Origin of the sequence: Saccharothrix sp. AJ9571, assembly GCF_021725495.1 — a bacterium.
Classification (GTDB): Bacteria; Actinomycetota; Actinomycetes; order Mycobacteriales; family Pseudonocardiaceae; genus Amycolatopsis; species Amycolatopsis magusensis.
The window spans coordinates 1513486-1527150 of record NZ_CP091382.1; the positions used below are offsets into that span (position 1 = coordinate 1513486).

At 70.7% G+C, this 13665-nt stretch carries 10 protein-coding genes; 2 read left to right on the forward strand and 8 right to left on the reverse strand.

The window, feature by feature from the left end:
• Nucleotides 1–3 precede the first annotated feature (3 nt).
• The gene (gene glpK / locus L3Q67_RS06185; RefSeq protein WP_499188619.1) at nt 4–1509 is read left to right on the forward strand and encodes an FGGY family carbohydrate kinase; all 1506 of its coding nucleotides are present in this window, start codon (nt 4–6) and stop codon (nt 1507–1509) included.
• A 25-nt stretch (nt 1510–1534) separates the two neighbouring features.
• Here the strand turns inward: glpK and L3Q67_RS06190 are convergent, their stop codons facing one another.
• Entirely contained in the window at nt 1535–2296 is a 762-nt protein-coding gene (locus L3Q67_RS06190; protein WP_499188620.1) for a VOC family protein, read from the reverse strand.
• A gap of 164 nt (nt 2297–2460) precedes the next feature.
• Entirely contained in the window at nt 2461–3864 is a 1404-nt protein-coding gene (locus tag L3Q67_RS06195) for an NAD(P)H-quinone dehydrogenase (protein WP_499188621.1), read from the reverse strand.
• A 134-nt stretch (nt 3865–3998) separates the two neighbouring features.
• Between L3Q67_RS06195 and L3Q67_RS06200 the strand changes: the two genes are divergently transcribed.
• Nucleotides 3999–4451, forward strand: coding sequence for a gamma-glutamylcyclotransferase family protein (locus L3Q67_RS06200; protein WP_499188622.1), 453 nt, complete (start codon nt 3999–4001; stop codon nt 4449–4451).
• A 1088-nt stretch (nt 4452–5539) separates the two neighbouring features.
• On the opposite strand, the gene L3Q67_RS06205 is transcribed toward L3Q67_RS06200, so the two are convergent.
• From L3Q67_RS06205 to L3Q67_RS06230, 6 genes are all read right to left on the reverse strand, one after another.
• Entirely contained in the window at nt 5540–6304 is a 765-nt protein-coding gene (locus L3Q67_RS06205; protein ID WP_499188623.1) for an endonuclease domain-containing protein, read from the reverse strand.
• 368 nt (nt 6305–6672) lie between these two features.
• A complete protein-coding gene (locus L3Q67_RS06210) occupies nt 6673–7971 on the reverse strand; it encodes a zinc-binding metallopeptidase family protein (protein ID WP_499188624.1) in 1299 nt (432 codons plus the stop codon).
• 210 nt (nt 7972–8181) lie between these two features.
• Nucleotides 8182–8460, reverse strand: coding sequence for a hypothetical protein (locus L3Q67_RS06215; RefSeq protein WP_499188625.1), 279 nt, complete (start codon nt 8458–8460; stop codon nt 8182–8184).
• Between the two features lie 58 nt (nt 8461–8518).
• Nucleotides 8519–9511 carry an ArgK/MeaB family GTPase gene (gene meaB / locus L3Q67_RS06220; RefSeq protein ID WP_499188626.1) on the reverse strand — a complete coding sequence of 331 codons (993 nt, stop codon included), beginning with the start codon at nt 9509–9511 and terminating at the stop codon, nt 8519–8521.
• Between the two features lie 6 nt (nt 9512–9517).
• Nucleotides 9518–11698, reverse strand: coding sequence for a methylmalonyl-CoA mutase (gene scpA / locus L3Q67_RS06225; protein WP_499188627.1), 2181 nt, complete (start codon nt 11696–11698; stop codon nt 9518–9520).
• The gene (locus L3Q67_RS06230) at nt 11698–13575 is read right to left on the reverse strand and encodes a methylmalonyl-CoA mutase family protein (RefSeq protein ID WP_499188628.1); all 1878 of its coding nucleotides are present in this window, start codon (nt 13573–13575) and stop codon (nt 11698–11700) included. The genes scpA and L3Q67_RS06230 overlap by 1 nt, the downstream gene beginning before the upstream one ends.
• Nucleotides 13576–13665 lie beyond the last annotated feature (90 nt).

Sequence of the window (13665 nt, forward strand, 5' to 3'; positions counted from 1 at the left end):
GAAATGACTTCCTACGTCGCCGCGATCGACCAGGGCACCACGTCCACCCGGATGATGATCTTCGACCACACCGGCCGCTCGGTCGCGGTGGACCAGCGCGAGCACGAGCAGATCTTCCCGCGGGCGGGCTGGGTCGAGCACAACGCCGAGGAGATCTGGGAGAACACCCGCGCGGTGGCCGCCGGGGCACTGGCCAAGGCGGACATCACCGCGGCCGACATCGTCGCGGTCGGCATCACCAACCAGCGCGAGACCACGCTGGTCTGGGACCGCAAAACCGGCAAGCCGGTGTACAACGCGATCGTCTGGCAGGACACCAGGACCGACAAGATCGTCACCGAGCTCGGCGGGCTCGGCGGCGGCCAGGAGCGCTACCGCGAGAAGACCGGCCTGCCGCTGGCCACCTACTTCTCCGGGCCGAAGATCAAGTGGATCCTGGACAATGTGGACGGTGCCCGCGAGCGCGCCGAAGCCGGTGACCTGCTCTTCGGCAACATGGACACCTGGGTGCTGTGGAACATGACCGGCGGCACGCAGGGCGGGGTGCACGCCACCGACCCGACCAACGCCTCGCGCACCCTGCTGATGGACCTGGACACCCTCCAGTGGGACGCCTCGATCGCCGAGGACATGGGCATCCCGCTGTCCATGCTGCCGGAGATCCGGTCGTCCTCCGAGGAGTTCGGCAAGGTCCGCGAGCGCGGCGCGCTGGCCGGGGTGCCGATCGCCGGCATCCTCGGCGACCAGCAGGCGGCCACCTTCGGGCAGGCCTGCCTGTCCCCCGGCGAGGCGAAGAACACCTACGGCACCGGCAACTTCGTGCTGCTGAACACCGGTACCGAGAAGGTGCTCTCGGAGAACGGCCTGCTCACCACGGTCTGCTACAAGATCGGCTCGAACGACACGGTCTACGCGCTGGAAGGCTCCATCGCGGTCACCGGCTCGCTGGTGCAGTGGCTGCGGGACAACCTGGGCATGATCGGCACGGCCGCGGAGATCGAGGAGCACGCGCGCAAGGTCGAGGACAACGGCGGCGCCTACTTCGTGCCCGCGTTCTCCGGCCTGTTCGCGCCGTACTGGCGCTCCGACGCCCGCGGCGCGATCGTCGGCCTCACCCGGTTCGTGAACAAGGGCCACCTGGCGCGGGCGGTGCTGGAGGCCACGGCGTTCCAGACCCGCGAGGTGATCGACGCGATGAACGCCGACTCCGGGGTGGCGCTGACCTCGCTGAAGGTGGACGGCGGCATGGTGGTCAACGAGCTGCTCATGCAGTTCCAGGCCGACATCCTCGGTGTGCCGGTGATCCGGCCGGTGGTGAACGAGACCACCGCGCTCGGCGCCGCCTACGCGGCCGGGCTCGCCGTCGGGTTCTGGAAGAGCGAGGACGACATCCGCAACAACTGGGCCAAGGACAAGGAGTGGACCCCCGAGCTGGACGCCGATACCCGGGAGGCCCAGTTCAAGAACTGGAAGAAGGCGGTCACCAAGACCTTCGACTGGGTCGACTGACCGGTGGCCCGGCCGGCCCCCGCGCTCACGAGCCGCGGGGGCCGACCAGGCAGAACGACACGCCCTGGTTGTCGGTGACCGCGGCCAGCCTGCCGTCCGGTGAGTCGGACGGCGGGTTCAGCACACTGCCGCCGAGTTCGCGCACCAGGTCGGCGCTCGCGTCCGCGTCGGCCACGGCGAAGTAGGTCACCCAGTGCGCGGGCACCTCGCCCGGCACGTCGGGCGGCAGTTCCGCCAGCCCGCCGACCGCCTCCCCGCCCAGGGTGAGCGCGGTGTAGCTGAACCCGGGCGCGGACAGGTCCGCCGGTTCGTAGCCGAAGATCCCGGTGTAGAACGCCTCGGCGGCGGCGAAGTCCGCGGTGAAGCACTCGTTCCACACCAGCGCACCCGGCTCGTCGGTGACCTCGGCGCCGATCCGCGCCCCGGCCTGCCAGAGGCCGAACACCGCCCCGCCCGGATCGGCCACCACGGCGAACCGGCAGTCTTCGCCGACCCCGGTCGCGGGCCGGAAGATCCGCCCGCCCGCTTCGGCGATGGCGTTCAGGGTGGCGTCCAGATCGGGTACGGCGAAGTAGGTGGTCCACACCGCGGCGGTGTCCGGACCGGTTCGTTCACCGATTCCGGAGACCTCGCGTCCGCCGATCGTGCAGCGCAACCGGCCGTCCCGCTCTTCGAACTCCCAGCCGAACAACTGTCCGTAGAATTTCCTGGCCATTGCCAGATCGGAAATCATCAGGTCGACCCAGCACGGCATGCCGCGTGGCCACGGTGAATCACGAATGGTCATCCGGGCGTGCTCCCTTCGACCGCATTTTGTAGCACACCGGCACAGCGATCGGGAAACAAATGTATTCCCGCGGCCGGGTATAACAAAACAATCGTTTTGGTTGACAAACAAAAGGGCCGCCGGAAGTCAACCCCGGCGGCCCTTTCTTTACGTGCTCGTGTACTTCAGTCCAGGTCGTCGTGACGCATGAGCTGACGACCGGCCTCGGTGATCGAGCCGGACAGCGACGGGTACACCGAGAAGGTCAGCGCGAGGTGCTCCACGGTGAGCTGGTTCTGCACCGCCAGCGCGATGGGCAGGATCAGCTCGCTCGCCGTCGGCGCGACCACCACCCCGCCGACCACCACCCCGGTCGCCGGGCGGCAGAACAGCTTCACGAAACCGCGGCGCAGGCCCTCCATCTTGGCGCGGGCGTTGGTGGCCAGCGGCAGCATGATCGTGCGGGCAGGCACCTCGCCGGAGTCGATCGCCTGCTGGCTGATGCCGACCGTGGCGATCTCCGGGTGGGTGAACACGTTCGCCGCGACGGTCTTGAGCTTGATCGGCGCGACGCCCTCGCCGAGCGCGTGCCACATCGCGATCCGGCCCTGCATGCTGGCCACCGAGGCGAGCATGAGCACGCCGGTGCAGTCGCCCGCCGCGTAGATGCCGGAGATGTTGGTGCGGGAGACGCGGTCCACGGTGATGAAGCCGCCGGGGCCCGGCTCGATGCCGACGGTCTCCAGGCCGATGTCGGTGGTGTTCGGGACGGAGCCGACGGTCATCAGCGCGTGGCTGGCCTCGATCACCCGGCCGTCGGCGAGGTGCACCTCGACCCCGTCGCCGGTGCGCTCGACCCGGTCGGCCCTGGCGTGTTTGACCACGGTGGTGCCGCGGTGGGAGAAGACCTCCTCGAGCACGGCCGCGGCGTCGGCGTCCTCGTGCGGGAGGACCCGGTCGCGGCTGGAGACCACGGTGACCTTGACGCCCATCTCGGTGTAGGCGGAGGCGAACTCGGCACCGGTGACACCCGAGCCGATCACCGCCAGGTGCTCCGGCAGTTCGGGCAGGTCGTAGAGCTGGCGCCAGTCGAGGATGCGCTCGCCGTCGGGCACCGCGCCCGGCAGCACGCGCGGGGTGGCGCCGGTGGCGATGAGCACCGCGTCGGCGTCGAGCACTTCGGTCTCGCCGTTCTCGGGGGTGACGGCGACCTTGTGGGAGGCGAGGCCGGGCTCCTCGTCGCAGAAGCGGGCGGTGCCGGTGATCACCCGGACGCCCTCGCGCTGCACCCTGGCGCGAATATCAGCCGATTGGGCGAGCGCGAGGCCGCGGACGCGGCCGTGCACGGTGTGCAGGTCGACGCTGGTGTCGGCGAGGTCGGTGGCGATGCCGAGTTCGTGCAGCCCGTGCAGGCTGGCGCGGGCGCCGGAGGAGGCGATGAAGGTCTTGGACGGGACGCAGTCGTAGAGCACGCAGGCGCCGCCCAGGCCATCGCGCTCGACCACGGTCACGTTCGCCCCGTGCTGCGCGGCCACCAACGCGGCCTCGTAGCCCGCGGGTCCGCCGCCCATGATGACGATCCTGGTCACCTGTGCTCTCCTCCTCTTCGCGCCGTGGGTAGCCGGCTCGAACTCACCGTACGCGGAGGACCGTTCGTCCGGTCGAGTGGCCGGACACGCGGAGTGCGTCCACTTCGGCGGGTGAAGGTCGCTAGGCTGTCGCCGTGCCCTTGTATGCCGCGTACGGATCCAACATGGATCCCGCCCAGATGATGCAGCGTGCGCCGCACTCGCCGATGGCGGGAACCGGCTGGCTCGAAGGCTGGCGGCTGACCTTCGGTGGCGAGGACATCGGCTGGGAAGGTGCGCTCGCCACGATCGTCGAGTCCCCCGGCTCGCGGGTGTTCGTGGTGCTCTACGACGTGCTCCCCCAGGACGAGGCGCACCTGGACCGCTGGGAAGGCGGTGAGCTGGGCATGCACAACAAGATCCGGCTGCGGGTGCAGACGCTCGAAGGCTCGGTGCTGGCCTGGCTGTACGTGCTGGACGCCTACGAAGGCGGCCTGCCCTCGGCCCGCTACCTGGGCGCACTGGCCGATGCCGCCGAAGCCGCCTCCGCCCCCGCCGACTACGTAGAAGCCCTACGAACCCGCCCCTGCACCGGCATCACCCCCTAACCCCACGTTCCGGCACCCGAGTCCCACACTCACGCACCCGAACCCCACGTTCAGGCGCCCGAGTCCCACGTTCAGGCACCCGAACTCCACGTTCGCGCACCCGAACGCCACGTTCAGGCAGGCGAACCTCGCACCTGGGCAGCCGAAACCCGCGTTGCAGCAGTCGCACTCGCCACCCCGGTAGCCGAGTCCCACATTCAGGCAGCCGAACCCCACGTACGGGCGGGTGAAATCCACGTTCGGGCACCCGAACCCCGCGTTCGCGCACCTGCACCCGACCTTCGGGCACATGAGCCCGGCCTCCGAAGCCGAGGCCTACGGCCGTGGCCTTCTCAGGCACCCGGAGCCTGCGGCCAGTGCATGCGTCCCGCCAGGCCACATGGCCCGATCCCGCCCAAGGCAGCCGGGTCGCTCGGCGAGCCCCACACTCAGGCAACCGAGTCCCACACTCAGGCGCCCGAGTCCCACGTTCCAGCAGGCGAGTTCCACACTCGGGCAGCCGAGTCCCACGTTCCGGCGGGCGAACCCCACGTTCAGGTAGCCGAGTCCCACGTTCGGCAAGCGCGTCCCGCACTCGAACACCCGAACCCCACGTTCCGGCAGGCGAGTTCCACATTCGGGTAGCCGAGTTCGACGTTCGGGCAGGCGAGTTCCGCGCTCGGAGAGCGGGGCGGCGGTCGGGGGCGTGAGGTCGTGCTCGGGCAGCTTCGGTCGACGGGCGAGTAAGCGGGCCAGGCGGTCGGGTGGGGGCGAGGCCGGTACCGCCAAAGTTCGGCGAAGGCGGGCGGGGGGTCGAGGGCCGCGGGGTGGGTGGGGCGGCGGTTGGTTCGGGGGTTCTGATGAGTGGGCACAGCGGCGGTCGGGGTTGCGGGGGTGGGGCGCAGCGGCGGTTCGGAGACTGCGGTGAGTGGGGGCGCGGGGAGTGCAGCGGCGGAGGCGCGGGGGGGGGCGAGGCGAATGCGGCGGCAGCGGAAGTGCGGGCGTGGGGCGTGGGGCGAGTGGGGCGGAAGCGCGGGGGCAGAGGGGATGGAGGGCGAAAGTTAGGGGTCACTCGGTTGGGTAGTTGAGTTCTACGGTCGTGCGGTGGGTTAGGCGGCTAAGCCGCTGCGGGTGAGGGCGGCGTGCAGGTCGCTGAGGAAGCGGGTTGGCTCGCGCAGGTCGGCGGCGGTGAGGTGGATGATCGTCCAGCCGCGGCGTCGGAGGTCTTCGTCTCGGAGGGCGTCGTGCTCTTGTCTGTCTTCGTGGGCGGCGTGGCCGTCGTATTCGACGGCGACGCGGGCCTCCGGCCACGCCAGGCCCAGGCGGTAGAGCTCACGGCCCGCCAGATTCCTGACCACGAACTGCGGCTGCGGCGGTGGCCAGCCCGCATCGACGATCAGCAGCAGCGTCCAGCTTTCCGGCGGCGACTCCGCCAAGCCGGTGGCCAGGTCGACGAGGAATCGGGCGCGCGCACTGCCCCGGGAGTCCGGGCGGGCCGCGATCCTGGTCAGCACGGCGGCCCGGACCGCTTCGCGATCGTCGGCCGGATACCGGCTCAGCGCTTCGTCCAGGCAGGCGAAGCCGTCACGGCACAACACCTCGGCGAGCGCGAAGTCGGGTGTCATCACGCGCAGGCCCTGGAAGGTGTTGACATCGGTCTCCGAGAACTGGGTGCTGTGGATAACTAAGCCCGGTTTTCGGCGGAGTTTGCGGGTGTACGGGACCAGGATTTCGACGCGTTTCGACGACGCCGAAGCGAGCCCGCCGAGCGCGAGAACCGACTCGCCGGTGAGCGCGGCTTGAGGCCCCGCGTACAACAGCGCGGCGGCGACGCGGGTACGGAATTCAGCCGCTCGTCGGCGCTCTACCAGCACAGATCGGGAATACGACTGGAGCGAGCCCTGCGCAACGGCGGTACGCAGCCGACCCTGGCCGATGGCGGTCTGGAGGTCGGTTCGGAGGTGGGCACCGTGGAGGCCCTCGGGTAGCAGAAGCACGTGTCCACGGTGTCATCGGGGGTGGGTGGGCACCAGGCAGTTCTGCACAGGCTGTGGATAACTCGGGGCCTGTGGACAACTGCGGGCACGACTGGGGAACTCGGCTCCCTGAGTGTGGGGTTCGGCTCCCTGAGTGCGGGGTTCGGCTGCCTGAATGTGGAGTTCGGCTGCACGAGTGTGGGGTTCGGGCGCGCGAGTGTGGGACTCGCGTGCGCGAACGTGGGGTTCGGGCTCCTGAACGAGGGTCAGGCGAGGGCGGCCAGGGCGGTGTGGACCATGACGCGGGCGCCGGCCAGCAGGGCTCGTTCGTCCAGTTCGAAGGTGGGCTGGTGCAGGTCACGCATGGGGCCTTCGCCCGGCCACACGCCCAGCCGCGCGAACGCGCCCGGCACGTGCTCCAGGTACCACCCGAAGTCCTCACCGCCGGACGACTGCTCCGTAGCCGCGTGCGAGTCCTCGCCGAGGGCCGCCTCGACGCCGGCGCGCAGCACATCGGTGGACAGCGGGTCCGACACGACCGGGGGCACGCCACGCCGGTAGTCCAGCTGGAAACCCACCCCGGTCGGCGCCAGCAGCGACTCGACCGAAGCGGCGACCAGCGGCTCCAGCGTGCTCCACACCTCGTGGTCGGCCGTGCGCAGGGTCCCGCGCAGCAGGCCGTCCTGCGGCACCGCGTTCGCCGCCTCACCCGCGTGCACCGCGCCCCACACCAGCACCGTGCCCGACCGCGGGTCGACCCGCCGCGACAGCACCGAAGGCAGCGAGGTGATCACCGTGCCCAGCGCGTGCACCAGGTCGGCGGTCAGGTGCGGGCGCGAGGTGTGCCCGCCCGGCGAGGTCAGCCGCAGCTCGACCAGGTCGGCCGCCGAGGTCAGCGCGCCGACCCGGGTGCCGACCTTGCCGACCGCCAGCCGCGGGTCGCAGTGCAGGCCGAAGATCCGGCCGACGCCGTTCAGCGCGCCCGCCGCGATCGCGTCCAGCGCACCGCCCGGCATGACCTCCTCCGCGGCCTGGAAGATCAGCCGCACCCGGCCGGGCAGCTCGGGTGCCGAGTTCAGCGCCAGCGCCGCGGCCAGCAGGATCGTGGTGTGCGCGTCGTGCCCGCAGGCGTGCGCCACGCCGTCGACCGTGGACGCGTACGGCAGCCCGGTCGCCTCGGTCAGCGGCAGCGCGTCCATGTCGGCGCGCAGCGCCACGCAGCGCGGCCCCTCGCCGATGTCGCACAGCACGCCGGTGCCACCTGGCAGCACCCACGGCTTCAGCCCGGCCGCGCTCAGCACCTTCATCACCAGTTCGGTGGTCGCGAACTCACGCCGGGAGAGCTCCGGGTTCGCGTGGATGTGCCGCCGCCAGGCGACCACGTCGGCCGCGTTCTCCTCGAGCCAGGCATCCAGCCAGAACGGTCCGCGGCCACTTCCGACATCTCCCACGGGTGCCATGCTGACGCCAACAGGGGTCAGCAGCGCGGCGGGGCCACCCGAAGGGGCACCTTCGTCGTCACTGCTGTCGCCTGGACGACCCCACCGGGAGTCGAGCACTGTCACGCCGCACCGCCGTTCGTAGCGCGGGCCAACTGGGCGCCGTGCACCCGGCCTGCCGTTCGAAATGTGAGCAAAGTCGTACGCATTTGCCTTGATCCTGCCCCACGCGCCTGACCCGGGACTCGAGCCACGAGCACCGCGAGACGGCCGGTAGTGGATCTGCGTTGAACGGCGTAGCCGAATTCGGCCTGGCTGTAGATCTTGGAACGGTGATCAGCCCGACTTGCGGCGCTTGGCGCGCACCCGCCTGCCCCACAGCACGAACACCAGCAGCACCACCGCGGTTCCGCCCGCGATGAGCTGGTTCTTGGTCTTTTCGTTGTTGGCGCGGTCGCTTTCGGCGGGGTCGAGCACCGGGCCCGGCGGCGGGTCCTGGGTGAGCACCACCGACACCGCGGCGACCGGTTCCGGCGCGGCGAACGCGGGAGCGGGCAGCAGCACCAGCAGGCCCAGCAGAACGGCCGGCAGCAGTCCGCGCAGCTTCGTGATCAAGACGGCAACCTTTCCGACGGACGGTTGCTCCTCAGTGTGCCGCCCCGGCGACCGCGAGTCACCCGACAGGCCCGGAGAAGGCCTCGAGGATCTGCTCGGCGGCCAGTGTCGCGGTCAGTTCGCCCTCGCGCACCGCCCGCTCGACCTCCGGTACCACCGACCGCACGCCGGGGTGCGCCGACAACCGGCCGAGCAGTTGCTCCCGGACCATCGCCCAGGTCCAGTCCACGTTCTGCCTGCGCCGTTTCTCGGCGAGCTCGCCCGAAGCGGCCAGCGCGTCCCGGTGCCTGCCGATCTGCTCCCACACCGTGCCGAGGCCGACGCCGTGCAGCGCGCTGCAGGTCAGCACCGGTGGCGTCCAGTCCGCCTCGGGGCCGTAGATCATCCGCAGCGCCCCGGACAGCTCGCGCGCGGCGCGCTTGGCCTCGCGCTCGTGGTCGCCGTCGGCCTTGTTCACCGCGATCACGTCGGCCAGCTCCAGCACGCCCTTCTTGATGCCCTGCAACTGGTCGCCGGTGCGCGCCAGGGTGAGGAACAGGAAGCAGTCGACCATGTTCGCCACGGTCACCTCGGACTGCCCGACGCCGACCGTCTCGACCAGCACGATGTCGTAACCCGCCGCCTCCATCAGCACGATCGTCTCGCGGGTGGCGCGGGCGACGCCGCCGAGCGTGCCCGAGGTCGGCGACGGGCGGATGAACGCCGACGGGTCGACCGAGAGCCGCGCCATCCGGGTCTTGTCGCCGAGGATGCTGCCGCCGGTCCTGGTGGACGACGGGTCGACTGCGAGCACCGCGACCTTGTGCCCGGCCTCGGTCAGCTCGGTCCCCAGCTGGTCGATGAAAGTCGACTTGCCGACGCCGGGGACACCGGTGATGCCGATCCGCTGCGCGCCACCGGCGTGCGGCAGCAGTTCCACCAGCAGGTCCTGCGCCTGCCCGCGGTGGTCGGCGCGCTGCGACTCGACCAGCGTGATCGCCTTCGACAGCAGGCCGCGGTCACCGGCCAGCACGCCCTTGGCGTACGCGGTGACGTCGATGGTCCGTGGCATGCGGGCCTACGAGTGCTGCGCGTTGAGCTGCTCGAGCAGGTCCAGCGCCGCGTCCGCGATCACCGTGCCGGGCCCGAAGATGGCCGCCGCGCCCGCTTCGCGCAGTTCGTCGTAGTCCTGTGGCGGGATCACGCCGCCGACCACCACGATGATGTCCTCGCGGCCCAGTTCGGCCAGTTCCGACCGCAGCGCGGGCACCAGCGAAAGGTGCCCGGCGGCCAGCGAGGACACGCCGATGATGTGCACGTCGGCTTCCACCGCCTGCCGCGCGACCTCGGCGGGCGTGGAGAACAGCGGGCCCACGTCCACGTCGAAGCCGATGTCGGCGAACGCGGTGGCGATCACCTTCTGGCCGCGGTCGTGCCCGTCCTGGCCCATCTTCGCCACCAGGATGCGTGGCCGCCTGCCCTCCGCCTCGGCGAAGGCCTCGACTTCTTCGCGTGCCTTCTCCACGTTGGGCGCCTTCCCGGACTTGCCGACTTCCTCCCGGTACACCCCGGAAATGGTACGGATCTGCCCGGAGTGCCGCCCCCAGATGCGCTCCAGCGCGTCGGAGATCTCGCCGACGGTCGCCTTCGCCCGTGCCGCGTCGATGGCCAGTGCGAACAGGTTGCCGTCGGACTCGGCACCGGCGGTCAGCCGCCGCAGAGCGTCCTGTGTGGACTCTTCGTCCCGCTCCTCGCGCAGCCGCCGCAGCTTTTCCAGTTGCTGCGCGCGAACTCCGGCGTTGTCCACTTTGAGCACGTCGATCTGCTCGTCTTCGGCGACCTGGAACTTGTTGACCCCGATCACCGGCTGGCGGCCGGAGTCGATCCGCGCCTGCGTGCGCGCGGCCGCCTCCTCGATGCGCAGCTTCGGGATGCCGGCGTCGATCGCGCGAGCCATGCCGCCTGCCGACTCGACCTCGTCGATGTGCGCCCACGCCTTGCGCGCCAGGTCGTAGGTCAGCCGCTCGACGAACGCGCTGCCGCCCCACGGGTCGATCACGCGCGTGGTGCCGGATTCCTGTTGCAGCATCAGCTGGGTGTTGCGGGCGATGCGGGCGGAGAAGTCCGTCGGCAGCGCGAGCGCCTCGTCCAGTGCGTTGGTGTGCAACGACTGCGTGTGCCCCTGCGTGGCCGCCATCGCCTCGACGCACGTGCGCGCGACGTTGTTGTAGACGTCCTGCGCGGTCAGCGACCAGCCCGACGTCTGCGAATGCGTCCGAAGGGACAACGACTTCTGGGACTTCGGGTCGAACTGCTTCACCAGCTTCGCCCACAACAGCCGCGCCGCCCGCAGTTTCGCGACCTCCATGAAGAAGTTCATCCCGATCGCCCAGAAGAACGACAGGCGCGGCGCGAACTTGTCCACGTCCAGCCCGGCGTCCACCCCGGCGCGGATGTACTCGACGCCGTCGGCCAGCGTGTAGGCCAGTTCCAGATCGGCGGTCGCCCCGGCTTCCTGCATGTGGTAGCCGGAAATGGAGATCGAGTTGTACCGCGGCATGTGCTGCGAGGTGTAGCCGAAGATGTCGGAGATGATCCGCATCGACGGCTGCGGCGGGTAGATGTAGGTGTTGCGGACCATGAACTCCTTGAGGATGTCGTTCTGGATGGTCCCCGCGAGCTTCTCCGGCGGCACGCCCTGCTCCTCGGCCGCCACCACGTACAGCGCCAGCACCGGCAGCACGGCGCCGTTCATCGTCATCGACACGCTCATCTTGTCCAGCGGGATGCCGTCGAAGAGCTGGCGCATGTCGTAGATCGAGTCGATCGCCACGCCCGCCATGCCGACGTCACCGGACACGCGCGGGTGGTCGGAGTCGTACCCGCGGTGGGTGGCCAGGTCGAAGGCGACCGAGAGGCCCTTCTGCCCGGCGGCCAGGTTGCGCCGGTAGAAGGCGTTGGACTCCTCGGCGGTGGAGAACCCGGCGTACTGCCGGACGGTCCACGGCTGGTTGACGTACATCGTCGGGTACGGCCCGCGCAGGTAGGGCGCGATGCCGGGGTAGGTGCCCAGGAAGTCCACATCGGACAGATCGTCGGCGGTGTAGACCGGCTTGACGCCGATGCCCTCCGGGGTCTCCCAGGCCAGCGCGTCCGGGCCCTTGCCGGTGCGATCCTGCAGCGCCTGCGCCCAGTCGGCGTGGGTGGCGGTCGATTCGGTTCCCTCGAGCGGGACACCGGCGAAGTTCGGGATGGCCATCACTCGACTCCCAGCTCGGCGAGGGTGCCGGTCAGCACGGCGAGCGCGTCGCAACCGGCGTAGAGGTTCTCGTCCACATCGGCGTGGTCGCCGCGACCGGCCAGCAGCACCCGTCCGGCGCCCGCGGCCTTCAGCGCGGCGGCCACCTCGGCGGCCTGTTCCGCGTACTGGCTGTCGGTCCCGCAGAGGCAGGCGATCCGCGCGCCGCTGTCGTTGAAGGCTTTCACCACGTCCTCTGTGGACGCGGTGGCACCCGCATTGACCGATTCGATGCCACCCGCGGCGAAGAGGTTCGCCGCGAAGCCGGCTCGTGCCGTGTGCGCGGCGATCGGACCCAGCGTGGCCAGGAAAACCTTGGGGCGCTCGGCTTGTGCGTCCGAAAGGTCACGCAGCCGCTCGAACGCCTCGGCGTACCGGATGCGTGGCAGCCCACCATCGGGCTCCACTGTGGACTTGACGCGGGTGACCGGCTTCTCGGCCAGGTTGGGGAATTCGCTGACCCCGGTGATCGCGTCCTTGCGCCGGGCGATCCGCAGGGAACGCGTGGCCCACGTGGCGGCGAGGCGCTCACCCAGGAATCCGGAGTCCAAAGCGGACTCGACACCGCCCGCCTCCTCGATCGAGGTGAACTCCGCCCAGGCGGCCTTGGCCAGCGCGTCGGTCAGGTTCTCCACGTACCAGGACCCGCCCGCCGGATCGATCACCCCGCCCAGGCGCGATTCCTCGTGCAGGATCACGCTGGTGTTGCGGGCGATCCGCCTGGCGAAGGCGTCCGGCTCCCCGATCGCCGCGTCGAACGGCAGCACGGTGATCGCGTCGGCGCCGCCGACCGCGGCGCCGAAGCAGGCGACCGTGCCACGCAGCATGTTCACCCACGGGTCGCGCTGGGTGAACATGGCGGGCGAGGTGACGGCGTGCTGGCGCATGCCGCGCGCGCTGACGTCCGCGCCGGAAACCTCGGTGACGCGCGCCCAGAGCTTCCGCGCGGCACGCAGTTTGGCGATGGTCATGAACTGGTCGGAACCGGCGGCGAACCGGAATTCCAGCTGCGCCGCCGCGGCGTCCACGCTCAGCCCGGCTTCGGTGAGCGCGCGCAGGTAGGCTACGCCCGCGGCGACCCCCGCGCCCAGTTCCTGGGAGTCCGAGCCACCGGCTTCGTGGTACGGCAGGCCGCTGACCACCAGCGAAGACAGCTTGGGGTACGGCCCGCTCAACCGGGCCGCCATGGCCGCGGCCGGGCGGACGTCGTGTGCCTCGCCGGTGCGCGCCCGCAGGCCGATCGGGTCGGCCCCGATCCCGCCGACCACCGCGCTCGCCGGGATTTCGCGCTCGCGGAACACTTCGAGCAGCGCCTCGGCGGCGGCCTCGTACTCGGCGCCCGCGTCCAGCACGACCGGCGCCAGTTCGAGGTATACGCCGTTGAGCGCGTCGGCCAGCTTCCCGACCGGGACGCCGCCGGACCCGGCGCGCAGCCAGAGCGAGGTGACGCCGCCCTCGAGGTCGGCGAGCATGGCCTTGTTCGCGGCGACCGGATCGGTGCCGGAGTGCAGTTGCCGCAGGTCCCAGCCGGTGGCGACGTGGCCTTCCGGCTCCCCGCCGCGGACGAACGGCGGCAGGCCGGGGAAGCCGGCGGGCGGGGCGGTGTCCTCGGCGGTGTAGAGCGGCCGGATGTCGAACCCGTCGTAGGTGCGGGTGTTCAGCAGGCTCTCCGGGAGGCCGTCGAAGTCCTCCTTCAGCGCGCCGCTCTTGCGCAGCACACCGGCGACGAGTTCCCGCCATTGCCGCTGGTCGGCGGCGGGGAACTCCGCGGCGAGGTCCAGCCTGCCCGGCTCCTCCGGCTCGGCCGGGGTCGGCGCCGACCCGGCTTTCTCAGCCACGTTCTCCGCCCTCCCGTCGCCCACCGCCACCCTCAACCGAGCTTCGCCCTGTGCCATACGCATTGATGGTAAGGCCCGAGAACACCCCCT

Coding starts and splice junctions, on each gene's coding strand:
- meaB (WP_499188626.1), bottom strand. CDS start 9,511: ATGCCACGGACCATCGACGTCACCGCGTACGCCAAGGGCGTGCTGGCC.
- glpK (WP_499188619.1), top strand. CDS start 4: ATGACTTCCTACGTCGCCGCGATCGACCAGGGCACCACGTCCACCCGG.
- scpA (WP_499188627.1), bottom strand. CDS start 11,698: ATGGCCATCCCGAACTTCGCCGGTGTCCCGCTCGAGGGAACCGAATCG.
- L3Q67_RS06190 (WP_499188620.1), bottom strand. CDS start 2,296: ATGACCATTCGTGATTCACCGTGGCCACGCGGCATGCCGTGCTGGGTC.